Source organism: Bacteroides sp. An51A (assembly GCF_002161565.1).
GTDB lineage: Bacteria > Bacteroidota > Bacteroidia > Bacteroidales > Bacteroidaceae > Phocaeicola > Phocaeicola intestinalis.
On record NZ_NFIC01000002.1, the window covers coordinates 85,150 to 112,016 of the forward strand.

Here is a 26,867-nt window from a genome sequence, read left to right on the forward strand (position 1 = left end):
TATTTCGATGTTTTATTATTATTTTTGTGCCCAAATAAATCTCTAATGGACAAGATAGGACTAATCAGGAAACCGATAGAAAGGGAACTGAGCGAATTTAAGATGCTTTTCGATACCGCTTTGACCAGTACCGCTCCGATACTGGGTGATGTGCTGGGCTATATCCGGAAGCGTAACGGGAAGATGATGCGCCCCATGCTGGTATTGTTGATGGCGAAACTTTATGGCGAAATCAATTCCGCCACGTTGCATTCGGCTTTGTCGTTGGAATTGCTTCATACGGCAAGTCTGGTTCACGACGATGTGGTTGACAAGAGCGACAAGCGGCGCGGACAAGCGTCGGTCAATGCGCTGTATGATAACCGTGTCTCGGTATTGGTGGGCGATTATATGCTTGCTACGAGCCTCCGTCATGCCGCTTATACAAAAGAAATCGAATTGGTGGACCTGGTGGCCCGCTTGGGACAGAACTTATCTGAAGGTGAAATTGTGCAATTGGCAAATACCAGCAATACTTATTTTTCCGAAGAGATTTATTTCGATGTCATCCGTAAGAAGACGGCAGCCCTTTTTACGGCAAGTGCTGAGAGTGGTGCGCTTTCTGTCAAGGCTTCGGCGGATGATGTGGACAAGGCCGCATTGTTCGGTGAAATGATAGGTATCGCTTTCCAGATTAAAGATGATATTTTCGATTATTTTGAGAACGAAGCGTTGGGCAAGCCTACGGGGAACGATATGCTGGAAGGCAAACTCACCCTGCCTGCCCTGTATGTACTCAATCATCAGGCGGATGAAGCGACGCGAGAACTGGCCCTGCGCATCCGTTCGCTGAAAGCCTCACAGGAGGAAATTGCTTCTTTCGTGTCTTACGTGAAGCGTGAGGGAGGCATCGAGTATGCCGACAAGGTGATGCACGATTACCGTGACAAGGCACTTGGCTTGCTTCCTGCCCAGACGGACGAGTCGCTCCGTGCGGCACTCACCGCTTATGTAGATTATGTGGTGGACCGGACGAAATAAAAAACTGAGAAACTGTTTTGAATTTCTACCAAAAGTTTTTTTCGTCTTGATGTATTCAGAAGCTGTTTTGAACTTCTCCAAAAAGTTTTTCTTGACTTGATGTATCCGTTTCCGTGTGTGCTTTGGGCGATTTTTTGGTCCTTTTCGCTCCTGTTCTTCGTCAGATAGCCCGCTATCTTCCTCATCACAGAAGCGAAAATGCCTCAAAAACTCATCCCAAATCATCGCACGATAAATTCAAAACAGCTTCTCATTTTCGTGTGTGCTTTGGGCGATAAATTCAAAACAGCTTCTCATTTTCGTGTGTGCTTTGGGCGATAAATTCAAAACAGTTTCTGAATGAATGTCCTCAAAATGCCAGTCGAAATGAAGCTTATCCGGTGGCTGATGGATATGGCTGCATTGGGCATTGCAACTAGCTTCATAGGCTTATGAAACTAGTTGCGTTTCGGACGGCCTCTCGTGCGGAGGGAACCGTGCGGTAATAAAAATGTATTCTTGGCAGGGCACAATCGTATCTAGGAGTACAAGTGTGTGGAATATCTATCTGATTCTGCTCTTTTTAAATTAATTTTTCCACACAAATAACCAACTATTTCACCTTCTTTCATAATATTTGCTATAATTTTGTTACCCAAATGTGGAACGAAGTTAAGCCTACTATTATGAAAGGCACATGCGGACAGATAAAAGGGGGAGAATGCACTTTCTTCCAAGATATTTTCTCTTCGTGTCCTTTCAGAGTAGACGCAAGGACTGGATTTATTTTTAATACTCAACTTAATATTTAGTTTATGGATTTAGCAAATTTAGTTCGTAGGGCAGGAGCTACGCTATTGCTGGCTATGCTGTGTCTCGTTATGTTTGCTCAGGGAAAGACGGTGACCGGTACGGTTGTAGACGGCACGGGTGAGCCGCTGATTGGAGTAAGCGTATTAGTGAAAGGTACTACTGCGGGAGCGATTACCGATTTCGACGGTAAGTTTTCTATTCCGAACGTGAAAGCAGGAAGTACGCTGGTGGTGTCGTATATCGGGTATGCTACTCAGGAAATCAAGGTGGATGACCAAACTACATTTAACATTACATTGGCAGACGATGCCCAGCTGCTGGACGAAGTGGTGGTAATCGGATACGGAACAATGTCAAAGAGGGACTTGACCGGTTCAATCGCTTCGGTTGACGCGGAACAATTGGCAGCCGTACCTGTAAACAATGTGTCGGAAGCATTGACTGGTAAGATGCCGGGTGTATCTATCACAACCACGGAAGGATCTCCCGATGCTGAAGTGAAAATCCGTGTGCGTGGAGGTGGTTCTTTGTCGCAGGATAACTCTCCTTTATATATTGTGGACGGATTTCCGGTAAGCAGTATCAGTGATATCGCTTCGGCAGATATCGAAAGCATCGATGTGTTAAAGGACGCTTCTTCTACCGCTATTTACGGTGCTAAAGGAGCCAATGGTGTTATTATCATTACTACGAAGTCCGGACACGAAGGGAAGCCGCAAGTCAATTTCGGTGCATCTTTCGGTATACGCAAGCGGGTAGGCGAAGTAGGTGTGTTAAGCCCGTATGAGTATGTGATGTACCAGCAGGAACTGAACCAGGACGGAACGAATTACGGTTTGTATCAGGATTTGGACATCTGGAAATCGGTAGAAGGGACTAACTATCAGGAAGAGCTTTTCGGACGTACGGGTAACCAGCAACAATACAACGTGAGTGTAAACGGTGGTACGAAAGAAACCAAATATGCGGTCAGCTATTCACGCAATGACGAAAAGAGCGTCATGATCGGGTCGGGCTATGCACGTAACAATATTACCGTAAAGTTGCAGACCAAGTTGAACAAGTGGTTGACGCTTGACTTGAACGACCGTTTCTCGTATACGGAAATTGACGGTTTGAGTGGTGGTGCTGATACACAGGAGAGCAGTAAGGCATATTCAATCGTGGCGCGCAGTACCATTTATCGTCCGATAACCCGTCTTTCGGAAGATTTTGTGGACGAGGATACCGGTAATACGGATTTTACTCCGTTGGAACGTATTAACGCGACTTATAAGAAGCAGACCCGTCTGCAGAACAATGCCAATGCCAGCCTGACATGGGAGCCGATAGAAGGCTTGAAATTCCGTTCGGAATACGGATACGGATGGCGTTATAATAACACAGACCAGGTGTGGGAAGCCAAAGCTACCGCCAATTCGAAGTTCGGTTATTCCGGTCAGCCTCAGGCATATCTGACCAAGCGTGTCCAAAAGGAATGGCGTTTGGCGAATACGGTGACATACGACCATAAGAACCTGTTGGCAAAACAAGATAAGTTTAACGTAATGATTGGTCAGGAAATGACCAGTTCATGGTATGATGATACCAATATGACTTCGGTAGGCTTCCCGACCGACAATACGGTAGACCAGGTGCTTGCCTCTATGGGTAACGGAACGGCATTGCCCACTGAAACTTATATTGGTATCAAAGATAATACTTCTTCTTTCTTCGGACGTATCAACTATTCATTGCTTGACCGTTATTTGCTGACCGCTACGGTCCGTGCCGACGGTTCCAGCAAATTCACCGACGGCAACCGTTGGGGTGTATTCCCCTCTGTGGCTTTGGCATGGCGTATCAGCGAAGAATCATTCATGAAAAAAGCGAGCGACTGGCTTTCCAACCTGAAACTCCGTTTTTCGTTCGGTACAGCAGGTAACAACCGCATTGATGCCAAATACATGTATACGACTTATTCGCTGGGTAGCACGAGCGACCGTACCATTTATTTCGGTGAATCGGCAGCTTCGATGTTGCAACGCGGTGACATGCTTTCTAATCCTGACTTGAAATGGGAAACTACCATAACCCGCAACATCGGTATTGACTTTGGTTTCTTCAATAGCCGCATAACCGGTAGCATCGATACTTATTGGAATACGACAAAAGACTTGCTGATGCGCCAGACGCTTCCAGGTGCTTCCGGATACAGTTATCAGTATCAGAATGTAGGGCAGACTTCTAACAGGGGTATCGAGTTTATGACGGACATTGTGATTGCCGATAAAAACGACTGGGGGTTGAACTTCAGCTTCAACATTGCATACAACCGGGGCAAGATTGACAAGTATCCTGGCGGAGCTACTTGGGAAAGCAGCCGTTGGTCTGGTTCGGGTGTTATCAGTCAGGAAGAATTCTATCTGGAAGAAGGCGGACGGCTGGGTGAAGTATACGGCTATATCTACGATGGCGTGTATACGACCGATGATTTGCAATGGAACGGTACGGGATGGGCAATCCGTACAGACGCGGAAGGAAAACCAGTGACTCATGGATTAGGTACTGTAACAGGTTCATTGGAACCGGGTTCGATGAAGCTGAAAGACGTGAATAACGACGGTGTTATCGATGCCAATGATAAAGTCCGTTTGGGCAATACCATTCAGCCCGTGATTGGTGGTTTTGGACTGAACGGCCGTTTCCTGAAAAACTTTGACTTTACGGTATTCTTTAATTATCAATTGGGAGGTCAAATCATCAACGGAACAAAAGCCGCTTCAAGTTATTATGAAGGCTCACGCCAACACTATAATGTGAACAATAACTTTACAATGGCCAACCGTTGGTCGCGCGTAGACCCCGTTACAGGCGAAAATATGATGAACCGTAATTTTGCCAATGACTACATTGCCGCTCATGGCGAACAGGCTTATTATGACTATATCAATGGCGTGAACAGCGGAAAGTCTATTTATAACCCGGCTACCGTAACCGGACGTCCCCTTACCAGCTGGGATGTGGAAGATGCGTCTTTCTTGCGCTTGCAGACCGTTTCTATCGGTTATACCTTGCCGAAAGCATGGAGTCAGAAGATGCTGATGCAAAATGTACGCATCTATGCTACAGGATATAACTTGTTCTGCTTTACAGGTTATTCGGGAGTAGACCCTGAAGTGGATTGCTGTACCAGCACTCCGATGACTCCGGGTGTGGATTATGCGGCTTATCCCAAGAGCTTCTCTATTGTTGGAGGTATCAACGTTACATTCTAAAAACCTGAAAAAAGGATTGAAATATGAAAAATATATATAAGACATGGGCACTGGCAGGCTTGGCCTTTGCCACAACATTGACATCTTGTTCCGACTTCTTGGACCAGACGTCTCCTTCTGAAATGTTTCCCGAAACGGTATACAATACGGAAGGATATACCCAACAAGCTTTGAACAAAGTATATGCCGGACTTGTGTTAGACCACACTTACGGATGCCGTATTCCGTTGAACTTTTCTACCAACAGCGACATTGAACTGGTAGATGCCTTGACGCAAGAAACTACTACGGCAGATTCCGAACGCGGTCTTTGCAGCTACAATGCTCCCAATTGGAACCGTTTGGCAAATAACTGGAGCGAAATGTTCGAGATTATCGAGAATGCCAATTGGGTTATCGAGGGCATACGCGGTTCCGAAATCCGTGAAAATGAAAACATGCGTTACTATTTGGGTGAAGCGCTTACCTTGCGTGCCATGGTGTATTTCGACTTAATCAAGCATTACGGTGATGTGCCCATGAAGATGGAATCCACCAAAAGTGACGGTTCCAACCTTTATTTGGAAAAGACAGACCGTGATGTCATCATGGACTCTTTGCTGGTGGATTTGCAGGAAGCTGCCGAATTGTTGCCGTGGGTAGGAGAGGCAGGTTATACTTCTGAGCATTGTACCAAAGGTTTCGCATACGGACTGGCTGCCCGCATTGCATTGGCTGAAGCCGGTTATGCCATCCGTGAGACACCCAAAGAAGGTTATGTAAACCTGAGTGAGAAGCGTGAAGGCCAGTTGGGATACAGTGACCCTACTTATCCGACGATGCGCCCGGGTGATGAGAAACGCCGCGAACTGTATGAACTTGCCTTGAACTGCTTGGATGCCATTATCACCAGTGGCAGACACCAGTTGAATCCCAGTTATGAAGATGAATGGTATCGTATCAACCAGTTGACACTGGACCAGACGTATTACGAGAACATCTTCGAAGTGGCACACGGACTGAATTATTCAGGTGAGATGGGGTATACGGCAGGTGTACGTATCAATACGGCGGGTAGCCCGTTTGGCTTCAGCAATTCATCAGGAAAAGTGAAGCTGACTGCTCCTTTCTTTATGTCGTTCGATCCGGAAGATGTGCGCCGTGACATAACTTGTGCACCGTACGAATTGCGTGATGTGACTGCTACGCAGACCTTTACGAATGCTCCTTTCGGCATTTATGTGGCAAAATGGGATGTACGTAAGATGACGGAAGAGTGGCGTGCCCAAAATGCTGCTGTAAGTACAAAGACCGGTTATGGCATCAACTGGGTAGTGATGCGTTATTCTGACGTATTGCTGATGTATGCCGAAGTGGTAAACGAACTTTACGGGCCTAACGGTAGCGGGACATGTGGTAAGTCGGCTATGGAAGCTCTGGCGGAAGTGCGCAGCCGTGCCTTTAACGGGAATGCCGAAAAGGTTTCACAATACGTAGCCCAGGCAGCCGGAAGTAAGGAGTCGTTCTTCGACGCTATCGTGGATGAACGTGCTTGGGAGTTGGCAGGTGAAGCTGTACGTAAGTACGACCTTATCCGCTGGGGATTGCTGATAGATAAGACCGTGGAAATGCTTGATTCTTACAAACACGCCATTGAAAATGATGAGTATGTGGCAGACCTGTATTATAAGGAAAGTGCAGGTGCCGACCCTTGGTATCTGGTAGACTATTCCAGTGTATGCTGGTACGAAGAACCGGAGAGTACCAACGATTATAAGAGCGTCAGCTTCTGGGGCAATGTGAAGAAAGACGGGGTGATTCCTGATGACAACAGCACGTACGATGCGCTCAACTACATCAGCAGCGGCCTTATCAGCTACGATAAATATGCTGGTTTCCAAGGTGCTGCCGGACCGGTGATTAACCGTCACGTGTGGCCTATTCATACCACGACTATCAACGATTCTAACGGGCACTTGAAGAACTCTTACGGATTTAATTAATCTCCAATTTTAAAATGATATGAATATGAAAATCAACTATAAATATCTATTCATGGCAGGTGTCCTTACTGCAGGGATGACTGCCTGCGTGGATGACAATGACTGGGGAACCGACAGCAGCTATAACCGTCTGTTCGGGGCACAGGACATACAGGTTTCGGCTATGGCAACTACAGCTGAAGTAACTTTCGACCGTCTTTCAAGCGTGGATTATTACATCCTAGAACTGAGTACAGACAGTCTTTATCAAGAAGACTATCATCAAGGTTCCCGGATTGATACGGTACGCGAATCGCCTTACATCCTGGAAGGGCTGACCGGTGAAACTACTTACTTTCTCCGTATGAAAGCTTTCTCGAATAATGGTACGCCTCCTTCATTGTGGAGTTATTTCGAAGATGGAGACCGCCGTTCGTTTGAAACCGATGGTGAACAGATTTTTAATTCTGTGGCATCGGCAGACTTGACTGAAAGCACGGTGCGCCTGACTTGGCTGGCTGATGCCGAGGTTACACATATTGACGTGTACGCTTCTGAGGAGGATTTCGATGCCGGTGAACCGGCTCTTCAAACCTATCAGATAACAGCAGACGACCGCGCGGCAAGTGCATGCACCATCAGTGGGCTGGAATCGCAGACCGAATATTGGTTTGTTATCTATAATGGAACGACGAAGCGTGGCGAAATCGGTGCCACTACTACACCGCCGATGCCTGATGCTGACTTGAAGATTTCGCTGGAAGAAGGCGTTACGCTGATTGACCAAGTGCTGATTGACGACCTCGCTGCACAGGCGCAAGCCGCTGCCGGAGGCGCATCAAGCTACAGCCTGACGCTGGGTATTCCGGGCGGTGCTGCGATGGAGGTACATGGAGTAGATGAGGAGACAGGCGAAGCGACTGGGCTGGCAATACCTGAAGGCATGTCTGTTACGTTCTTTGCATTACCGGGCGAACGTCCTGTGCTGAGTTTCCAGAAGTCGCTTGAAATCGGAGGCACGCATGGATATATCCGTTTCGAAGGAGTGACGATTGTAGACGACGGCTGCCAGTATCTGGTAAACGAAAGCAACGGTGCCGCTATCGGCGACTTTACGCTGACTAACTGTATGATAGATAACATGAACAGAAGCATCGTACGTCTGCAGGCTTCGGATGCTGTGACTTTCAACGCTATCACGATTGACAATTGTGTGGTTACCAACATCGGTTCAGGTGGCTATGCCGTATTCCGTGTGGACAATGCAGCGTATACTATTGGTGCTATCAACGTAACAAATTCTACGTTCAGTAATGTAGGGCATAACTTTATCCAGGCAGGCAAATGTGCCTTGTCAGAAGTGAATTTCAACGGAGTGACCTTCTATAATGCACCGAACAACGCCAGCCGTTACCTGGTAGATGCGAATGGAAACAGCACGAATGTCAACGTAGAAAATACTCTCTTCGGTCTGACTCCGGGACGAGGCATCCGTACCGATGGCACGGTTACGGTTGTCAACTCTTTCAAGACTACCGATGGCGTGTTCAGCAGCAATGACTTCGATGTAGATGTGACTTCGCCTGAAGCGACTTCTGCAGAAGTGTTTACCGATCCGGAAAACGGCGACTTCACGCTCTTGCTGGATGATTTGAACGGCATCGGCGACCCGCGTTGGTTTACCGAGTAAAAAGGACAAACAGCCGTAGGCTGAATTTTGATATGTTTTTTCAATAAAAAGAGGAGGTACATCATGCACCGCCTCTTTTATTGCTTCTTTATGCAGACGCCCGTATTGGCTGATACAAGCGTTTACATTTGCTGATGTAAGCGTTTGTGATTGCCAATACGGGCATTCGTGTTTTCGGAAACTTTAGGTATAACTTGACGGTGCTTACGGCATCACCTTCACTCCCGTGGCATTGACCGTTTTCACATTGTCTGCCGCATGGTCAGGGCGGGGAGTACCCCATGCTACGTTGCACGACTGCAGCCGGATGTCCGAAGCCGTGTCGATGTAGAAGCCGTACGTGTTGCCACGCACGAAGCCCTCGCCGTCGCACGGACGCTTGTCGTAGATACCACCCTCGTAGGCGGTCTTTTTTTGCAGCGAGAGCGACACTTGGTCGAAGTAGATGTGGTTTACCTTTTCGGGTGTGTCGCCGCCTATAAATGCCCCGTTTTCGCTCGTACAGCGGATATTATGGAAGTAGATGTGGCTCACCTCGCCGCATGCGCCTTTTGTCGCTCCTTTCGGGAAACGCCAGCCGGCATCCTTGTGGTTGCCTACGGCGCGGGGGTAGGAGGTGACGTAAATGGCTTCAGCCTTTCCCCACCACACGTCGGAGAAGAAGCGGCAATCTACTATCATGTTCGAGAACGTCACGTCGGTCACCGTACCCTCGTCGCGGTTCTGGATGCCGATGCCCCGGTTGCTGTCCTTGATGATGCAGTTGGTGAAGAGCACGCGGCGGATGCTGTCCATGTTTTCCGACCCTATCTTGATGGCGCACGAGCGCGAGGTCATTGTGCAGTTGCTCACCACTACATCCTCGCAGGGGCCGTATTGCTCGAACTCGCGGCGGTTCTTCAGGCAGATGCAGTCGTCGCCCGACTCGATGAAACAGTTCGCGATGCGCACGTCTTTCGAATGGTCCACGTCGATGCCGTCGCCGTTGCGGATTTTCAGGTTGTTCAGGATGCTGATGCCGTCTATCGAAGCGTCACGGCAGCCGATGAGATGTACGGTCCAGTAGGCGCTGTTGCGGATGGTCACGTCACGGATGGCCAGCTTCTCGACATCCGTCAGTGTCAGCACGTGCGGGCGCGGGTCGAAGTCGGTCACGGGCTTCAGTTCGTACGAGTCTTCCAGTTCCTTGCCCATGAATGCCACGCCGTTGCCGTCGATGGTTCCCGTTCCGGTGATGGACACGTTTTTCAGTCCTTTGCCGCTAATCCACATCATCCCTTCGCCCCGGTTTTCGCCGAATGCGCTTTCGGTGTAGACGCTCTCGTTGGGGTTCGCCAGCAGGCACGAATTGGGTTCAAGATGCAGGTCGACATACGAGGCGAGCCGGAAGGGGCTGCACAAGAAGGTATGTCCGGCAGGGACGAGCACCGTGCCGCCTCCTGCCTTCGAGCAGGCGTCAATGGCGCGTTGCAGGGCTGGGGCATCGTCGGTGGTGCCATCGCCCGTGGCTCCGTAGTCCAGGATATTGTACACATTGGTTTGCTTCGTCTGGCACGAACCGAGGAGGCAGATGCCCAGCACGAAAAGCAGCAGTCGGTTTGTCTTAAAGATTCCAGTCATATCAAAATTGGTTTTTAGGTGAATAATTCGGTTATAAGTAGATGTTGAGAATTAGTTTATATAATGTGTCAGCTCAGAAACGCAGATTAACGCAGATTAGCGCGGATTCTTTTGATTTACTATTTTTCGATTTATGAAGTACGATTTAATGCTCGAATAGTAAATTGTCAAATCGTAAATTAAAGTAATCTGCGCTAATCTGCGAAAATCTGTGTTTCTGATAATATCATTTTATTTTTTATTTTGCATACTTACTTAAATCACTATAGAAATGCGCGCCGGACCCTCGCCGGAGACCTTCGGGGTGTCGGAAAATGCGCGGCGACCCCTCGCCTCGCATTTTCTACCTCTCAGAAGGCTCTTGGCGGACAGTCTTCCGGCTTGTTTCCCCAGCCGGGAACAGGCTCCGGACCCATTTCGAACTCCATGGTGCCGCCCCGAAGGATGTCTTCGTGGGTGATGTAGTTCTTGGTATAAGGCTTGCCGTCGAGGGTGACGCGTTGGATGTAGATGTTCTCAGCAGAGGCTTCGGGTGCCAGGAGGCGGAATGTGTTTCCGTTTTCCAACGTCAGCACGGCTTCCTGGAATGAAGGACTTGCCAGAGCATAGTAGGGCGTACCGGGGCAGACGGGATAGAAGCCGAGGGCGGCGAAGACGTACCATGCCGACATCTGCCCGGCATCGTCGTTGCCCGAAAGGCCGCCGGGCGCGTCGAGGTATTCGGTCTGTAGGATGTGGCGCACGGCGCGTTGCGTCTTCCACGGCTGGCGGGCGTAGTTGAACATGAACGCCACTTGGTGGCAAGGCTCGTTGCCGTGCCAGTAATGCCCTTGGCTGAACATCGAGTCAAGCTTGGCAATGTACTGTTCTTGCCCGCCCATGCATTCCATTAGCCCATAAGGATCGTGAGGAACGTACCATGTATAATGGCAAGGGGCACCTTCGGTGATGAACTTGGCGAATCCGAAAGCGTTGTTTTCATTCAGGAAAGTGCCGTCGGCATGCCGTCCTTGCGCATATCCGGTACGGGGGTCGATGACGTTGCGGTAGTTTTGCGCACGGCGCATCAGAGTCTCATAATCCTCTGTCTTGCCTAAGTGTTTCGCCACTTGGGCAAGGACAAAATCATCGTAAGCGTATTCCAACGTACGCGATACTTGTTCGCGGACGTGGAAAGCATCGGGCACACTGTCTTCCAATGGGATGTAGCCATACTGGAGGTACGACTGCAGAGCGCGGCGGCCCATTCCGTTGACGTATTCTTCGTGCGTGGCAGGGCTTTCAAAAGCATTGCGGCGCATCCCTTCGTAGGCTTTCTGCACATCGAAATTACGGATGCCTTTCACGCAGGCGTCTCCAAGGGCTGCAATGCAGTGGTCACCTATCATCGCTGCCGTATAGCTGTTCCAGCAGGGGAAGATAGGAAGCCAGCCCCCCTCTTCATATTTATGTACCAACGACTGCATCATCTGTCCGCCACGGGTGGGGTGGAGGAGGTTAATGAGCGGATGCAAGGCGCGGTAGGTATCCCACATACTGAAATCTTCGTAATAGGTTTCGTCTTTTGCCAACTGACGAATAGGTTCGCCCGTGGAAAAGGAAGGATAGCGTCCGTCTATGTCATTAAACGTGCGGGGCAGGAAAGAGGTGTGGTAGAGTGCTGTATAGAATTTCCGCCGGGCAAGTTCATCGTTCGTTTTTATCTTGACGCTTGCCAAGTGCTGTTCCCAAATGTTGGTCAGTTCTTTATGGGTTTGGTCGAAATCCCAGTGCGGGATTTCAGCGGCCAGGTTTTTCAGTGCCCCGTCCTTATCAGTAAACGATGAGGCGGCTTTCACCAATACTTTTTCATCGGAGTTTACCCGGAACCGGATATACAGTCCGATGCCTTGCCCCGAACAGATACTTGTTTGGCTGGGGAAAATGCTATCTTTCCGGAAGGTGCCGAAACCGGTAAGTTCCTTTTGGTATTCTACAACGAAATGCCCACTATACCCTGCCGGTTCGCCCCAACCTTGATAGATGCGGTGTACAGGATTGTAGCCATAGATACGCTTGTTCAGTGTATCAATTTCGATGTAGCCTTCGCCCTCATCGCTATTGGGGTTAACCACTAAGTAGGCGTTACCCTCTTTCTGGTAGGTGAAACGGAAAATGGCGGCACGTGAGCGTCCGGTCATTTCTGCCTTCAGTTGTTCATCGGGCAGAGTGACGGCATAGTAGGAAGGGGTTGCCTGCTCGTCGTGGTGCGAGAAGCGTGTACCTCTCTTTTCGGAAGTGCAGCGCAGCGTGCCGCTCAGTGCCGCAAGGGTCATCGAACCATAATCCTGCGTACAGCCTCCTACAATCCAGTGCGAGTTGCGGAAGCCTTGAAACAGGGAGTCGCGGTAATAATAAGGAGCGATGCACTTCTGTTCGGTGTCTTGCGTCTGCGGTGTCCAGAAATTCATGCCGTTCGGTTCGAGCACGGCAGGCAATGTCTGTCCGTATTCTTCGGTATGCTTTCCGAACATGCCGGCAGTTTGTGTGATGCTGGCAGCTGTTCCCGTGCGGGTGTCAATACATTGCTGCAACGTTTCCTGCTTGTCTTTCTCCGTTTGGCAGGAAGGCAGAAAGGCGGTGAACAGCAGCAATGTCCAAAGGCTTTTGGGATTGAATCGTTTCATAGGCTTTGAAAAAAAGCTCCCACCAAACCTCCTCAAGCCTCCCCTAAATCCCCTCCTAAGGAGGGGACTTGAGAATAGTCTGTGGATTTTAAGCCTCCCCTTCGGGGGGGAGGAGGTTGGGAGGGGGCTGTTGTTTTAAATTTTAATATATATCTTTTTCTTGTAAAGCGGATAGCCGATAGCTCCCATTACGCTTACAAAGAGTAGGGAATAGACGGCAGAGGCAACGTAAGGATTGCTTATTAGATTGTGTATGATGTTGTAAATCACAGGTTTGCATTCGGATACATTTAATACGACAGCGGTAAGTTCGCTCAATACATAGAGGAAGAGTGGGTTTACCCCGAATGCTTCGAATATACGGCACCATTGTTTTTTCCCTTGTGCGTCGATGAAATAGAGTAAGGTAGCTTGAAGCATTGCTGCCATTCCGCAAGTGGCAAGGGCGTAGCTGGGTGACCATATACGCTTGTTCAGCGGGAGCCATTCCACCAGTAGGAAGCCGATGGCTGCCAGCAGGAAGCCGGTAACAAAGAGCTTGATTATCTTCTGTCCCAAGTCTTGTGTTTCCATAATCAGTCTGCCGCACAAAAAACCGATAATTGTATGAGCAATGGCAGAGAGTGTGCTGGTCAGTCCTTCGGGGTCGACCGGACTTTTATGGTATAAATGTTTGTAGCCTAAAATATTTGTATCCCAAATGGCAAGGATATTGGTAGAATCCATTGCGTAACCGTTACCCCAATGGAGCAGGAGGGCATAGCCCAACAATAGGATACCTGCTATCCACGCCAGTCCTTTCGGACGGATATAGAGCGCGAGTAGCGACACAATGCCGTAGCATAAGGCTATACGCGGAAGAACGCCTAAGATGCGGATGTGGGAGAAAGGGAAAAAGTCACCTTCGCAAGCAAACTCAAACCAATAGATGCCCCAGCCGATAAGAAAGATAAGGAAGGTACGTCGTATAATTTTCCGGATAACGGCAGGAGAGGGTTGGAACTGGAATTTGCGTAGTGCGATGTATGTAGAAATTCCCATGATAAAAAGAAAGAAAGGGAATACGAGGTCGCACGGTGTCAGTCCGTTCCATACGGAATGCCGCAAGGAATCATACGAATATTCCCCTCCGGCATTGTTGACCACAATCATGCCGAAGACGGTGATGCCGCGCAGGACATCGAGAGAGAGAAGCCGTTGTTTCATATTGAATGGTTGTGAGTATATGTGACATTTCACCACAGAGTACACAGAGGCTTAAAATATTTCCTCTGTGTACTCTGTGTCCTCTGTGGTGAATTTTATCATATAAGCTAATATTAATCTGTGTAATCTGTGGTGAGAAGCGACATTGCTTTGCGGGCGGTATCGATGCAGTCGCCTTCTGCTTCAGTTTTGTACGGATTATGTTGCAAGGTCCAAGGCTCTTCCATGGCATACCAGTCGATGTCTTTCATTTCTCCACCGTCCAGTACGCCTTGCAGCATTTCCCACCATGCAGCCCAGCGCTTGTAATAGAAGTCTTTTAGGATGCCGTTCCATTCTTTGTGGGCATAGTCGCGTAAGCCGCCTTTATCGGCACATTCCCGGTTGCCCCACGTTGTGATTTGCACACGGGCGTTCCATTCGTACAGGTCTTTTTCTTCGGGTGTGTTGCCCAAGCTGCGTGCCTGGTTTATCCAGCGTCCTACGCGGAATTCGCTACGGGTAGCAAGCAGGCGGTCTTGTGCCAACAAAAGGTTGAGGAATTCTTTCGAATGGCGTGCATAGCTGCGCTTGTCAAAGCTCTTGAAGTCGGCTATCGCCCGATTGTAGACGATTCGTCCGCGGTCGGCAAGTGCCTGGCGCACGATGTCCACCAGGTCGTATTCGAAATTGTTGTTACCCCGGAACTTGTCGGCTGCTTCCAGCATCAGGCGTGCGGCGGCCTCGGTAGAGGTAGGGTCGTAATAGTTTTCCATCTTCGACCAGCTCGATACTTGGAAGTTGTTCATGCTGGGACGTCCGCAGAAGATGGATTCGTGAGGTCCTTGCTGGTTGTTTCCGAAGGGACAGTTGTAGATGCCGTCGGCAAGAATCATCCATGCCTGTTCTATCTTTTCGTCTTTTGCTCCATAGCGGGCAGCCAGATACTCTTTCAGCCAGCTTTCCTTAGTGATTTTCTCGGGACGCCACGGCAATTCGCACATCAATTCGAACATCACCGGATTGTTTTCGCTGCCTTCCATGGTCAGGCCGATGCCTTTCAGGTGGGCGGCAAGCGGGTTGTTCTTGGTAAGGTAGAAGTTATTCAGCAGTTGGTCCATGCGCCCGTGCAGCCCAACATTGGCTCCGAAGTTCTCCAGCATACAGAACAGCCAGTCGTGTTGCTCGTATCCTTTCTCGCGCTTCCAAATAGAAGGGATGCCCCACATGGGACGGCATTCGCTGAAGAGGTCAAGGATAAGCAGGTCGCCGTTCTTCAGGTTTTTCATCATTTCCGGACGCGGGTTCTCGGTCCAGCCTTGCACCACCCAGACGGCTTTCGGGTTGACCTGCTTCATCGCATCCATTACCGCCTTGCCGGCTGCATCGAAATCAACTTCTCCGGCATTCTCTAATTCGTGGAAAGGGTCCATTGAATAGTAGTTGGCTTTGCCGAAGAGTTTCTCTTGTTCCTCGTAATAGAGGGCGGCGATTTCGGCAAACCGCTTGTCGGTAGGCATTAAGAATGCCGGACGGGTAAAACCGTTCCACAATTCCGGTTCGGTCACGTTCAGTCCCAGTTTCTGGTGAGCGTCATGAGGAACCATGCCCGAGTATCCCGGCAGTACCGGCTCGATACCGTATTCGCGCATCCGTTTCAGGATTTTCTTTTGCAAGGCTTCCTGCTGCGTGTACCAACTGTCGGGATTCGGCCCGCCCCATCCTTCGAGGTTATTCATCGCCCACCAGGCAAGGAACGCCGGACCGGCAATGAAGCGGTTGGTTTCTTCTTTTGTGTAGCCCAGTTTGGCAAGCATGTTGCGCCATACACATTCCTGTCCCACGGCGGCAAGCGGAAGGTTGATGCCGTGCAGTGCCATCCAGTCGATTTCCTTTTCCCAGCGTGCCCAGTCCCAGAAAGCCATGGTATACGAGTAGGTGCAATAGTTGAAGTCGTAGCGCAGGCTCAGGTTGGTTTCATGTCGTTCGGGCTTGGTGACGGGTGGGAGAGAAGCGGGCAGTTCTGCCGTCATGTTGTTCCACGAAAGGTGGATGCCGGCATAGTATTTCAAGTACCAGTTCAGACCGGAAGCAATGTTTACGTAGGTGTTTCCGCGTACCACAATTTTGTTTCCTTTTTGGTCCAATTCGAAGAAGTCGGTATCTGCGTTCTTCTGGAGCTGAATGATGAATTTTTTAGATGCTCCCGGTTCGATTCGTTCCAATAGTCCTTTGATAGGGTTTGCAAAAAGAGAGAAGGGAAGCAGGCACAACAAGCCTGCCAGCAAGAGGTTTCTGAGCTTCATATTATTACATTGTTTATAGGTTTTTGCAAATGTAATAAAAATGAACGAATGAACAAAGAAGCCGCATGGGGCTTTTCGCAATATGGATACCGTATTTTCCCAATAAACTGTAGGGGCGTATCGCATACGCCCGAAAACATCCACGTGGATTAGTTGACGCATTCGGGCGTATGCGATACGCCCCTACATGGGATGTTTGCGGAATTTATATTCCGCCATTCATTTTTGGATTGTATACGATGATGCAAAAGGGAAGAACCAGGCTTATTCCCCTGCATCAGGTGCATGGCTTCGTGCATACAGGCAGCTGCGTTGCCGGATGCATATCAGTCCTTCCATCAGTCCTGATAGGTAGGACTGTAGTCCTAGTATATAAGGACTGCAGTCCTGGCACGTTAAAACAGCAATACTGGTTCATCGGGACTGGCAGGACAGCCGTTGTCTTTGCCTATGCAGCTACTGTTTACTTTGGAATCATTCGTATTTCATGTTTTCTTTTCAATTCATCTGAGAATTCCGCATAGAGAGCTACGGGGCCCAAGTGCCAAAGCTTCGTAGTTTCCTCTGCCAGTCTTTTGTAAGTATCCGAACTATAAAACCGGTAAAGAGCTGTTCGAAGTGGTATCTTTTGGTCATTGGCGTATATCTGTGCTACCCGGCTTACTTTTCCCGGCAACAGTAAATACAGATTTTGGTTGGTAATTTCTAAGTTCATCCTTTCACCTCCTTTGCTTCTTTAAATATGAGATAATGCAGGGAACATTCCGTATGGAACAGCCATTGGTCAACAAGCACGTATGTCTTCAACTCATTGATTAGCTCCGTTTTGTTCAACAATCCACCTTCATATAAGGCAAAAGCGGCATACACACGGTCGTTGGCCACAGGACCTATCACGATGTCATGATGATGTTCAAAGTCCTTGTCCATGCGGTTAGCCATTACGAAATCTAACCACTGCTCTGTAGGTGACGTAAAATGGAGAACGTCTAACTGTGTGCGATATGTTTCGTCCAGTTCATAGACATTGACGTAACCTGTGCCGCTTTTTTGTCCCAATTTGCGTTTTACCCAAAGCGTAGCCTGCCTTTCTGAAGTTGTCGTATAGAAACCGCTTCCGTAGTCTAACGCCCTGTTGGTTCTTCTTATTTCAGGCTTCTTCACCTGTTCTATACTGCCGTGATAAAGTATCATTTCTTCGCTTCGCTTTTTCGTCTGTCTATCAGTTCTTCTATCTCATCCATTAGCCATTGATGACTTTGCGTGTGAAGCACCTCAAAATTGTCTTCCAAATAAGGCAATACGCCATATCGTTCAAACAAGGTAGCGACTTCTTCACCACTCATTTGATGCTTGTTCTTGTACTGTTCAATGCAGAACGACAAGAAATAGGCTATGTCAAGTTCTTTGTCTTTCTTATCGGTTTTCATTTCTTCATCATATTAACATATTAACGTGTAGCTTAAACAAACATTCCAATAAACACATCATGATATGGAAAAGGAAGAGGGGAGACTGATAACCGCTTAGAAGAACTTTGTGTCTTCTCCCAGGATGTCGGAAAGAAGCAGGTTGGCAAGACGGCTGGTCCCGAGGCGGAACAGTTCATTGGTAAGCCATTCCTTGCCCAACAGTTCTTTTACGATAGTATAATATACCACTGCATCATGTACCGTGTTGATGCCTCCGGCAGGTTTGAATCCTACTTTGCGTCCGGTCTCCAGGAAGTATTCCTTGATTGCCTGGCACATCACGAAAGCTGCTTCGGGAGTGGCGGCGGGCTTTTCTTTTCCGGTAGAAGTCTTGATGAAATCGGCTCCTGAATACATGGCGAGGATAGAGGCTTTCTTGATGTTTTCGGCAGAGCCTAATGCGCCCGTTTCGAGGATTACTTTCAGGTGCTTTTCACCACACACGTCTTTCAGTTCCTGTATCTCGTCGCACATGCCTTCATAGTCGCCGCTGAGGAACTTGCCTACCGGAATCACGATGTCTATCTCGTCGGCTCCGGCGTGGAGCGCCATGGCGGTCTCTGCTATTTTCACTTCGGTGAATGTCTGCGAGGAAGGAAAGCCTCCCGATACGCAGGCTATCTTCACGTTGTCGGCTTCCAGCGTGTCGTGCACGATTTCCGCCATGTTGGGGTAGACGCAGATAGCTGCTACGTTTTTCAGGTCGGGGTGTTCGTCATCGAAGGCATTGACCCGTTCGGTGAATTTCATGACGCTGGTTTCGCTGTCCGTACATTTCAGCGTGGTGAGGTCGATGCAATGGAAGAGGAACTTCTTTACTTCGGGCGTGTCGTTTTCCGCCGCGTATTTCTCGATAATGTGGGCGGTCTTTGCCGCGATGTCCTCGTCTTTTAATGCCGTGTTGTATTTTCCCAATGCCATGTCATACTTGCTGGGTTGGTTCAGGTGCTCTTTGTCTTCCATATCCAAGTTCTGGAAGAGTTCGCTTTCAAATTCTTCGTTCTTGCTCATGTCGTTTTCAATTTTGGGTTGTTTTGATGTCTTTCTTTATCGCGTGCTGTTTTCTTTTCCAGGTTCTTCCGGAAAGCTTCGGTCAGGTTCACGCCCGTTTGGTTGGCAAGGCAGAGCAGCACCCAAAGTACGTCTGCCATCTCGTCGCCCAGGTCGTGTTTCTCGCCTTCCTTGAACGACTGGTCGCCATAGGTGCGTGCCATGATGCGTGCCAGTTCGCCAACTTCCTCGGTCAGTACCGCCATATTGGTCAGTTCGCTGAAGTAGCGTACGCCGTAGGTCTTTATCCAGTTATCGACTGTTTTCTGTGCTTCTTCGATTGTCATAATTATTTAGTTGACAAGTTAACGAGTTGACAAGGGAACAAGGTCTTGAATTGTTATGCAAGGTATTTAGAGCCTTGTTAACTCGTCAACTTGTTACCTTGTCAACTGGATTGTTTTTTTATTCCTTATTCTTCGTATCCATACATATCGTGACGGGACCGTTGTTCAGCAATTCTACTTTCATGTCGGCTCCGAATTCTCCGGTACCTACCTGCTTGCCTAAGGCGATGCTCAGTTCGTTGCAGAAGTATTCGTAGAGAGGAATGGCGGTTTCGTGCTTGGCGGCGCGGATGTACGAAGGACGGTTCCCCTTCTTGGTAGAAGCTATCAGGGTAAACTGGCTGACGACGATGATATCGCCTCCTGCTTCCAGAATGGATTTGTTCATCACTCCGTTCTCGTCATCAAATACACGCAGGTTGACGATTTTCTTGCATAGCCAGTCTGCATCTTCTTGTCCGTCGGCTTCCTCGATGCCAAGCAGGACGAGGAAGCCTTCCTTAATAGCCGATCTGCACGTCCCGTTGATGGTGACTGATGCATGGCTTACACGTTGGATTACTACTCTCATATCGGTTTTTAGGTTTTTCGCAAAGATAATGATTCTTATTCAATTCTCTGGTATGAAACTTGTATGAAACATGAAGAACTTCTATATTTGCGGAAGGGGTAATTGTTTTTTTAGTTTACAGAAAATTGATTTTGTTATGAACATGAAGTTTTTATTTGTTGGGGTTTGTATGCTATTGTCTGTATTGTGTAGCGCAGCACAGACATTGTCACCAGAAGAAAAGTGCCGGTTGATTGTAACGACAGATTTAGGGGGCACTGACCCTGATGACATCCAATCGATGATTCATTTGTTGGTATGCTCGAATGTAATCGATATTGAAGGGTTGATCAGTTCACAGGTATGGATGGACGATCCGGATAAGACAGAGAAACTGGAAGATGTCGTTCGGAAGTTTGGAGAAGTCTTGCCACGCTTGAAAAAGCATGCAGCAGGATATCCGGATTTAGATTATCTGTTGTCATTGGTTAAACGGGGACAAGCAAAATCGAATATGGATGGAGTAGGAGAAGGCAAAGATTCTCCTGGCTCTGAACTGATAATTTCAGCTGTAGATAAGGCTGGAGACAAACGTCCGGTTTGGGTTGCAGCATGGGGTGGAATGAATACAGTAGCACAAGCTATATGGAAGGTAAAACATACCCGGACCGAAAAAGAACTTGAACGTTTCATAAACAAGCTACGTATTTATGATGTCTTAGGGCAAGATGATGCCGGCGCGTGGATTGCTCATAATTTTCCAGAGATTGTATATATCCGGAATAAGGAAGTGTATGGATGGGCACCATCTGATGAGTGGACAGACGAGCATATTCAATGCTGTATGCCTTTGGGTGTATATTATCCCGACCGGATGTGGGCAACGGAAGGTGATAGCCCTTCTTTTCTATATGTGTATGCCAATGGACTGAACGTTCCGGATAGTTTGGAGTATGGAGGCTGGGGAGGCCGGTTTTCTAAGAAAAAAACAATGGGTGTACGGGGTATGGATTTTATAGAAAAGAGCGGAAAAGACGAAACGCAGTACGACCCTTATGGTGTGTATGCAAGTACATCCGAAGGTGTTGGAAGTATAAATAAGTGGCAGAAGCAGATATGGAATGATTTTGCGGCACGTATGCTGTGGACTTCTACAGATAAGTTTGAGGATGCCAATCATCATCCGTTGGCGGTATTGGATGGGGATGCATCTTTACATTGTGTATTCCGTAGGGTAAAAGCAGGAGATGTTTTGTGCTTTGATGCTTCTGCATCGAAAGATGTAGATGGGAATGAATTGCATTACAAGTGGACAATTTATGAAGCCCCCAGCACTTATAAAGGGAGTATGCTACTTGATGGAGATTCTTCTGCTCAATGTACCTTACAAATTCCGACAGATGCTTCGGGTAAAAGTATTCATTTGATTCTGGAAGTTACAGATAATGGTATGCCAGCATTGACGGCATACCGTCGAGTTGTGTTGAATGTGGAATAATGAAGCCCAATCGGATTTTTCAGATACGGTAGAAAGTATACAGGCACAGAGCTTTTGGAAAATATTTCCGAAAAGCTCTGTGTATTGTTAGACTCGTTTCACAAAGTCTCTTTGATGGTTTGCGCCACGCTCATCCCTACCACTTCGGCGAGTTCTTCCAGCGAGGCTTTCTTGATGCGTGCCACGCTCTTGAAATGTTTCAGCAGCGCTTCCTTACGCATTTTGCCTACGCCCTTGATGCCGTCCAGTGCCGAGGCAATCTGGCTTTTGCTCCGCTTGTCGCGGTGGAAAGTGATGGCAAAGCGGTGGACTTCATTCTGTATGTTTTCCAATAAGTGGAAGAGGGGAGTCCCTTGCTTGAGCCCGATGTTTCTGGGTGGAAAGCCGAAGAGAATTTCCGAAGTGCGGTGCTTGTTGTCTTTGGCAAGTCCGGCTATCGGGATATGCAGACTGAGTTCGTCTTCGATGACTTGTCGCACCACTTCCATCTGTCCTTTGCCGCCATCGGTTAGAATCAGGTCGGGCAATTCTCCTTGCTCTTCCAGAATGCGTGTGTAGCGGCGGCGTACCACTTCTTGCATCGAAGCATAATCATCGGGACCTACTACTGTCTTGATGATGTATTTGCGGTAGTCCTGTTTGCTGGGGTGTCCTTTCTTGAATACCACGCAAGCCGCTACGGCATCCGCTCCCTGGATGTTGGAATTGTCGAAGCATTCGATGTGCAGGGGCATCTTGTCCATGTGCAGTTGTTCCTGGATTTCCTTTAGCAGACGGACACTGCGTTGTTCGGGATTCAATTTTTCGGCTTGCTTCAGTCGGTCTACTTTGTATTGCTTTACGTTGAGGATGGACAACTCCAGCAGATGCTTCTTGTCGCCCCGCTGGGGAATGGTGAAAGTTACGTCTTCCATTTCCAAATCTAACTCGAACGGCACGATGATTTCTTTCGACTGGCTTTTGTAGCGTTCGCGCATTTCTACGATGCCCATCTCCAGCAGTTCTTCTTTTGTTTCCTCCAGTCGCTTTTTGTATTCGAACGTGAAGGCTTGGTTGATACACCCGTTGGCGATGTGCAGATAGTTGATGTAGGCGGATTGCTCGTCGTCTTCGATGGAAAAGACATCGATGTTGTGCAGCACCGAACTTACCACTTCGCTTTTCGACCGGTAATTCTCAATCAGCTCGTATTTCTCTTTGATGAGCTGTGCTTCTTCAAACCGCATTTCGTCGGCAAGCCGCATCATTTCCTGCATCATCCCTTGGCTCACTTTTTGCGTGTTTCCCTTTAGCAGTTCTTTAATGGATGCAATGTTTGCCATATATTCTTCGTGCGATTGCGCTCCTATGCAGGGACCTTTGCAATTCTTGATGTGATATTCCAGGCAGACCCTGAATTTGCCCGCCTGAATGTTTTCGGGTGTGAGAGCCAGGTGGCAAGTACGGAGAGGGTACAGTTTCTTGATAAGGTCGAGCATGGCTTGCATGGAAGGGAAATGGGTATAAGGTCCGAAGTAGGTGGAACCGTCGCGCACAATCTTCCGTGTCTTGAACACACGCGGAAAGTATTCGTTGCTTACGCAAATGGAAGGATAGCTTTTGTCATCTTTCAGCAAGACGTTGTAGCGGGGCTTGTATTTCTTGATAAGGTTGTTTTCGAGCAGGAGCGCATCTTCTTCCGTGTTTACCACGATGTAGCGTATGTCGGCTATCCTGCTCACCAGAATACGGGTTTTTGCCGAGTGGTGGTCTTTCGAAAAATACGAGTAGACACGGCGCTTCAGGTTCTTTGCCTTCCCCACATAGATGATGGTTCCCTCTGCATTCAGGTATTGGTAGATGCCCGGGCTGGTTGGCAGGTTCATTACGATTCCCCGCAAGTATTCGTTGGTCTTCAGTTCTTCCATACACTAAGTTGTTTGTTGTTGATGATTTGTTTCACCACAGAGGACACAGAGGCACACAGGAAAATGAAAAATTAAGAATAAAAAAGTAAAGACTCTGTGTGCCTCTGTGTCCTCTGTGGTGAAAAAGGAATCTTATAATTGCAAGAGGGTAGTCACTTCCACGTCTTCGGGGAATGCCTTACGCCCGTTCAGCCCTTTCAGCTCAATGACGAAGTTGATGTAGGCTTGCTTAGCTCCGCATTTCTTAACCAGCCGATGAGTAGCCGCCATGGTGCCTCCCGTGGCGAGTAGGTCATCGTGAAGAAGCACTACATCGTTTTCATCGATGGCATCGCGATGGATTTGGATGGTATCGGTTCCGTATTCTTTGGCGTAGGTCTCTTCGATGACTTCGGCGGGAAGCTTGCCCGGCTTGCGTGCCATGATGAAGCCGGCACCCAACCGTGCTGCCAAGGCTCCGCCCAGAATAAAGCCTCTCGACTCGATGCCTACTACTTTGGTGATGTCTTTGTCCTTGTACATCTCGTACAATTCGTCGATGAGTCCTTGCAGGCACTCCGCATTTTTAAAGAGCGTGGTTACGTCGTAGAACAAGATTCCCGGCTTGGGGAAGTCTGGGATTTCTCTTAGATTTTTTCTTAATGTTTCTTTGTTCATAGCCAGTGTTTTATGATTGTTTCTTAAACTTGTTGTTTCACGTGAAACATTGTGCTTTACCTGCCCAGCAGGACAAGGAGCACGTTGATGTCGCTGGGCGAGATGCCCGGTATGCGGCTTGCCTGTGCCAGCGTCTCGGGATCTATCTTGATAAGCTTCTGACGTGCTTCGGTGGAGAGCGAGTTCAGGTTGGCATAGTCGAACCGTCCCTTTATCTTGATGCTTTCCAGCCGGTGTATCTTGTCGGCTATCATCCGTTCGCGATCGATGTAGCCTTGGTATTTTATCAGCACCTCCGCGGCTTCGAGGGTTTCTTCTTTCCGGTCGGTCACTTTATCCAGTTCGGCTTGGAAGGCGGGGATGTGCGGCGCGATGTTTTCGATGGTGATTTGCGGACGGCTCAGCAGGTCGATTAACTTGCATCCGTGGGCAAGCCTTGCCGTGCCCAGACTCTCCAGCGTGTCGTTGATTTTATCGGCTTTGATGGAGTAGGTCTTGGCAAACTCTACCAGATGCTGTATCATTTCCCGCTTGCGGCAAAGCATGTCGTAGCGGTCGCGCTTGGCAAGACCGAGGCGGTAAGCCCGTTCGGTAAGGCGCATGTCGGCATCGTCCTGACGGAGCAAGATGCGGTATTCGGCGCGTGAAGTAAACATGCGGTACGGCTCGTCCACGCCTTTTGTCACAAGGTCGTCTATCAGCACGCCGATGTAAGCCTCGTCCCTTCCCAATACGAACGGCTCTCCTCCGGTGCAGTTCTGGTGTGCATTGATGCCGGCAATGATGCCTTGCCCGCCTGCCTCTTCGTATCCGGTAGTGCCGTTCACTTGTCCGGCGAAGAACAGGTTCTTGATGACCTTCGATTCCAGCGTATGCGTGAGCTGGGTGGGGTCGAAATAATCGTATTCGATGGCATAGCCCGGACGGTAAGCCACTACGTTGCGGAAGCATGGTATCTTACGCAGGGCGGCAAACTGGATGTCCATCGGGAGCGAAGACGAGAAGCCGTTCAGGTAAAGCTCGCGGGTCGTTTCGCCTTCGGGTTCCAAGAACAACTGGTGTTGCGGCTTGTCGGGGAAAGTCACGATTTTGGTCTCGATGCTGGGGCAATAGCGCGGACCGATGCTTTGGATTTGCCCGTTGTAGAGAGGAGAGTCGGCAAGCCCGCTCCGCAATATGGCGTGTACTTCCTCGTTCGTATAACATGTCCAGCATTGCAATTGCTTCAGGTGGCGCGGTTCGCTCATGAAAGAGAAGCTATGGAAATCGTTTTCCCCGTCTTGTGTCTCCATGAGCGAGAAGTCTACACTCCGTGCGTCGATGCGTACGGGGGTACCTGTCTTCATCCGTCCGGCGGTAATGCCGTGCCGGGTGATGGATTCGGTCAGGTGATACGAAGCCGGTTCGGCGCACCGTCCTCCGGCGAGCATCTTGCGTCCGATGTGCATCAGCCCGTTCAGGAACGTGCCTGCGGTGAGGATGACACACCGTGCGTGGAAGGTGACACCCCAGCAGGTGACCACACCTTTCACTTCTCCGTCTTCCACGAGCAGTTCTTCTACTGTGTCTTGCCAGATATGCAGGTTGGGGATGTTTTCCAGTATCTCGCGCCAGGTCCAGATGAACTTCGCCCGGTCGCACTGGGCGCGGGGGCTCCACATGGCCGGTCCCTTCGAGCGGTTAAGCATCCGGAACTGGATAGCGGTGCGGTCGGTCACGATGCCCATATAGCCACCCAGCGCGTCAATCTCGCGCACGATTTGCCCTTTGGCAATCCCGCCCACGGCAGGGTTGCAACTCATCTGTGCAATCTTGTTCATATCCATCGTAATGAGGCAGGTCTTCGAGCCAAGGTTGGCTGATGCCGCCGCAGCTTCGCATCCGGCATGTCCCGCCCCGATTACAATCACGTCGTAGTTAAAATCCATTCGTCTTTTCGTTTTAATATACGGCACAAAAATACGAAAAAAAGGCGGGTTAAGCTATGGAATAAGGGAAAAAGAGAAAGAGATTTACTTGCGTCGCCCGATGCATATAGTTGCTCGGTCCTTCGGATGCCAGTCCTCCCTAAATCCTAATAGGCAAGGACTGCAGTCCTATATATGCAAGGACTGGAGTCCTGATGTGTTAGGATTGCGGTCCTGACTGCATAGGACTGGAGAGTTGATTAATTGCATAGGTGGACATGGCTCTATGCGTTTGTATAAACACCACTCTCTGCGCTTTTGCATCTCTGCGTTCCATTAAGAGTGGTGTGTGATTAAAAGATGAACACAGAGGCACAGAGCCACGGAGAAATAAATAGAGAAAGGACAAAGAACGCCGAACCAAATCTTTTCTACGTGAGCTTTGTTCTCTCAAAAAATAGAACTCTGTGCCTTTGTGTCTCTGTGTTCCATTCTATTTTTCGCAAACCAATTTTGTTCTACTATATTGTGGTGAGTTTCATCTTTCCATCTCCGCCAGCAGGGCGAGTGCCTTGTTCTCGGCTTGCTCCATGATTTCGCGCTCGCCCGGACCCTTGTCGTTGATGCCGCACAGGTGCAGGATGCCGTGGATGATGACCCGGTGCAGCTCGGTGTCATACGGGGCATTGAATTGTTCGGCATTGGTGCGCACCGTGTCGAGGCTGATGAAGAGGTCGCCCGCGATGCGGTTTCCTTCGGAATAGTCGAAGGTGATGATGTCGGTGTAATAATCGTGTTGCAGGTATTGGCGGTTCACCTCCAATATCTTCTCATCGGAGCAGAAGATGTAGGCTATTTCTCCCACCTTCTTCCCATACGTTTGGGCGACGGCTTTCACCCATTCTGTAGTCTCTCTTTTCTTGATGTGGGGCATTTCCACCCCCTCGGTCTGATACGTAATCATAGTTGGCTTGTTTAAGTTATCGTATTGAAACTCAGATTTTCGCCGATTAACGCGGATTTCTTATATGAAATAAACAGA

At 48.9% G+C, this 26,867-nt stretch carries 18 protein-coding genes; 5 read left to right on the forward strand and 13 right to left on the reverse strand.

What is annotated here, in order from left to right:
• The first annotated feature begins 45 nt into the window (after positions 1–45).
• The 4 genes from B5G04_RS03990 to B5G04_RS04010 all read left to right on the forward strand — a co-directional run bounded on the left by B5G04_RS03990 (position 46) and on the right by B5G04_RS04010 (position 8,720).
• Positions 46–1,020: a polyprenyl synthetase family protein gene (locus B5G04_RS03990; RefSeq protein ID WP_087250284.1), complete on the forward strand. Its 975-nt coding sequence runs from the start codon at positions 46–48 to the stop codon at positions 1,018–1,020.
• Between the two features lie 794 nt (positions 1,021–1,814).
• Positions 1,815–5,069 carry a TonB-dependent receptor gene (locus B5G04_RS04000; RefSeq protein WP_087395905.1) on the forward strand — a complete coding sequence of 1,085 codons (3,255 nt, stop codon included), beginning with the start codon at positions 1,815–1,817 and terminating at the stop codon, positions 5,067–5,069.
• 23 nt (positions 5,070–5,092) lie between these two features.
• Entirely contained in the window at positions 5,093–7,051 is a 1,959-nt protein-coding gene (locus B5G04_RS04005) for a RagB/SusD family nutrient uptake outer membrane protein (RefSeq protein WP_087395908.1), read from the forward strand.
• A gap of 25 nt (positions 7,052–7,076) precedes the next feature.
• Positions 7,077–8,720 carry a DUF5123 domain-containing protein gene (locus B5G04_RS04010; RefSeq protein WP_158100035.1) on the forward strand — a complete coding sequence of 548 codons (1,644 nt, stop codon included), beginning with the start codon at positions 7,077–7,079 and terminating at the stop codon, positions 8,718–8,720.
• A gap of 204 nt (positions 8,721–8,924) precedes the next feature.
• On the opposite strand, the gene B5G04_RS04015 is transcribed toward B5G04_RS04010, so the two are convergent.
• The 9 genes from B5G04_RS04015 to dtd all read right to left on the reverse strand — a co-directional run bounded on the left by B5G04_RS04015 (position 8,925) and on the right by dtd (position 19,877).
• Positions 8,925–10,340: a glycoside hydrolase family 28 protein gene (locus B5G04_RS04015; RefSeq protein ID WP_087395912.1), complete on the reverse strand. Its 1,416-nt coding sequence runs from the start codon at positions 10,338–10,340 to the stop codon at positions 8,925–8,927.
• Between the two features lie 350 nt (positions 10,341–10,690).
• Positions 10,691–13,006, reverse strand: coding sequence for a GH92 family glycosyl hydrolase (locus B5G04_RS04020; protein WP_087395915.1), 2,316 nt, complete (start codon positions 13,004–13,006; stop codon positions 10,691–10,693).
• A 135-nt stretch (positions 13,007–13,141) separates the two neighbouring features.
• The gene (locus tag B5G04_RS04025; RefSeq protein WP_087395917.1) at positions 13,142–14,212 is read right to left on the reverse strand and encodes a heparan-alpha-glucosaminide N-acetyltransferase domain-containing protein; all 1,071 of its coding nucleotides are present in this window, start codon (positions 14,210–14,212) and stop codon (positions 13,142–13,144) included.
• 113 nt (positions 14,213–14,325) lie between these two features.
• Positions 14,326–16,497 (reverse strand): alpha-N-acetylglucosaminidase, encoded by a 2,172-nt coding sequence (locus B5G04_RS04030; RefSeq protein ID WP_087395919.1) that lies wholly within the window; start codon positions 16,495–16,497, stop codon positions 14,326–14,328.
• A gap of 711 nt (positions 16,498–17,208) precedes the next feature.
• Positions 17,209–17,691 (reverse strand): DUF3990 domain-containing protein, encoded by a 483-nt coding sequence (locus tag B5G04_RS04040; RefSeq protein ID WP_087209154.1) that lies wholly within the window; start codon positions 17,689–17,691, stop codon positions 17,209–17,211.
• Positions 17,688–17,927 carry a DUF3791 domain-containing protein gene (locus B5G04_RS04045; RefSeq protein ID WP_013618368.1) on the reverse strand — a complete coding sequence of 80 codons (240 nt, stop codon included), beginning with the start codon at positions 17,925–17,927 and terminating at the stop codon, positions 17,688–17,690. The genes B5G04_RS04040 and B5G04_RS04045 overlap by 4 nt, the downstream gene beginning before the upstream one ends.
• Positions 17,928–18,023: 96 nt before the next feature.
• Positions 18,024–18,932 (reverse strand): deoxyribose-phosphate aldolase, encoded by a 909-nt coding sequence (gene deoC, locus B5G04_RS04050; RefSeq protein ID WP_087249509.1) that lies wholly within the window; start codon positions 18,930–18,932, stop codon positions 18,024–18,026.
• A gap of 44 nt (positions 18,933–18,976) precedes the next feature.
• On the reverse strand, positions 18,977–19,306 hold the full coding sequence (locus tag B5G04_RS04055) for a nucleotide pyrophosphohydrolase (protein WP_022040543.1): 330 nt from the start codon (positions 19,304–19,306) through the stop codon (positions 18,977–18,979).
• A 118-nt stretch (positions 19,307–19,424) separates the two neighbouring features.
• Positions 19,425–19,877 carry a D-aminoacyl-tRNA deacylase gene (gene dtd, locus B5G04_RS04060; RefSeq protein WP_087249471.1) on the reverse strand — a complete coding sequence of 151 codons (453 nt, stop codon included), beginning with the start codon at positions 19,875–19,877 and terminating at the stop codon, positions 19,425–19,427.
• 136 nt (positions 19,878–20,013) lie between these two features.
• Here dtd and B5G04_RS04065 point away from each other — a divergent pair, with 136 nt between their 5' ends.
• On the forward strand, positions 20,014–21,354 hold the full coding sequence (locus tag B5G04_RS04065) for a nucleoside hydrolase-like domain-containing protein (RefSeq protein ID WP_239414030.1): 1,341 nt from the start codon (positions 20,014–20,016) through the stop codon (positions 21,352–21,354).
• Between the two features lie 98 nt (positions 21,355–21,452).
• On the opposite strand, the gene uvrC is transcribed toward B5G04_RS04065, so the two are convergent.
• From uvrC to ybeY, 4 genes are all read right to left on the reverse strand, one after another.
• Complete coding sequence (gene uvrC, locus B5G04_RS04070; RefSeq protein ID WP_087249473.1) at positions 21,453–23,261, reverse strand: excinuclease ABC subunit UvrC; 1,809 nt, start codon at positions 23,259–23,261, stop codon at positions 21,453–21,455.
• A gap of 132 nt (positions 23,262–23,393) precedes the next feature.
• Positions 23,394–23,918 (reverse strand): adenine phosphoribosyltransferase, encoded by a 525-nt coding sequence (locus tag B5G04_RS04075; protein WP_087249475.1) that lies wholly within the window; start codon positions 23,916–23,918, stop codon positions 23,394–23,396.
• Positions 23,919–23,974: 56 nt separating this feature from the next.
• Positions 23,975–25,846, reverse strand: coding sequence for a tRNA uridine-5-carboxymethylaminomethyl(34) synthesis enzyme MnmG (mnmG, locus tag B5G04_RS04080; RefSeq protein ID WP_087249477.1), 1,872 nt, complete (start codon positions 25,844–25,846; stop codon positions 23,975–23,977).
• Positions 25,847–26,363: 517 nt separating this feature from the next.
• Positions 26,364–26,789, reverse strand: coding sequence for an rRNA maturation RNase YbeY (ybeY, locus tag B5G04_RS04085; RefSeq protein ID WP_087249479.1), 426 nt, complete (start codon positions 26,787–26,789; stop codon positions 26,364–26,366).
• Positions 26,790–26,867 lie beyond the last annotated feature (78 nt).

Coding starts and splice junctions, on each gene's coding strand:
- B5G04_RS03990 (WP_087250284.1), top strand. CDS start 46: ATGGACAAGATAGGACTAATCAGGAAACCGATAGAAAGGGAACTGAGC.
- B5G04_RS04000 (WP_087395905.1), top strand. CDS start 1,815: ATGGATTTAGCAAATTTAGTTCGTAGGGCAGGAGCTACGCTATTGCTG.
- B5G04_RS04005 (WP_087395908.1), top strand. CDS start 5,093: ATGAAAAATATATATAAGACATGGGCACTGGCAGGCTTGGCCTTTGCC.
- B5G04_RS04010 (WP_158100035.1), top strand. CDS start 7,077: ATGAAAATCAACTATAAATATCTATTCATGGCAGGTGTCCTTACTGCA.
- B5G04_RS04015 (WP_087395912.1), bottom strand. CDS start 10,340: ATGACTGGAATCTTTAAGACAAACCGACTGCTGCTTTTCGTGCTGGGC.
- B5G04_RS04020 (WP_087395915.1), bottom strand. CDS start 13,006: ATGAAACGATTCAATCCCAAAAGCCTTTGGACATTGCTGCTGTTCACC.
- B5G04_RS04025 (WP_087395917.1), bottom strand. CDS start 14,212: ATGAAACAACGGCTTCTCTCTCTCGATGTCCTGCGCGGCATCACCGTC.
- B5G04_RS04030 (WP_087395919.1), bottom strand. CDS start 16,497: ATGAAGCTCAGAAACCTCTTGCTGGCAGGCTTGTTGTGCCTGCTTCCC.
- B5G04_RS04040 (WP_087209154.1), bottom strand. CDS start 17,691: ATGATACTTTATCACGGCAGTATAGAACAGGTGAAGAAGCCTGAAATA.
- B5G04_RS04045 (WP_013618368.1), bottom strand. CDS start 17,927: ATGAAAACCGATAAGAAAGACAAAGAACTTGACATAGCCTATTTCTTG.
- deoC (WP_087249509.1), bottom strand. CDS start 18,932: ATGGAAGACAAAGAGCACCTGAACCAACCCAGCAAGTATGACATGGCA.
- B5G04_RS04055 (WP_022040543.1), bottom strand. CDS start 19,306: ATGACAATCGAAGAAGCACAGAAAACAGTCGATAACTGGATAAAGACC.
- dtd (WP_087249471.1), bottom strand. CDS start 19,877: ATGAGAGTAGTAATCCAACGTGTAAGCCATGCATCAGTCACCATCAAC.
- B5G04_RS04065 (WP_239414030.1), top strand. CDS start 20,014: ATGAACATGAAGTTTTTATTTGTTGGGGTTTGTATGCTATTGTCTGTA.
- uvrC (WP_087249473.1), bottom strand. CDS start 23,261: ATGGAAGAACTGAAGACCAACGAATACTTGCGGGGAATCGTAATGAAC.
- B5G04_RS04075 (WP_087249475.1), bottom strand. CDS start 23,918: ATGAACAAAGAAACATTAAGAAAAAATCTAAGAGAAATCCCAGACTTC.
- mnmG (WP_087249477.1), bottom strand. CDS start 25,846: ATGGATTTTAACTACGACGTGATTGTAATCGGGGCGGGACATGCCGGA.
- ybeY (WP_087249479.1), bottom strand. CDS start 26,789: ATGATTACGTATCAGACCGAGGGGGTGGAAATGCCCCACATCAAGAAA.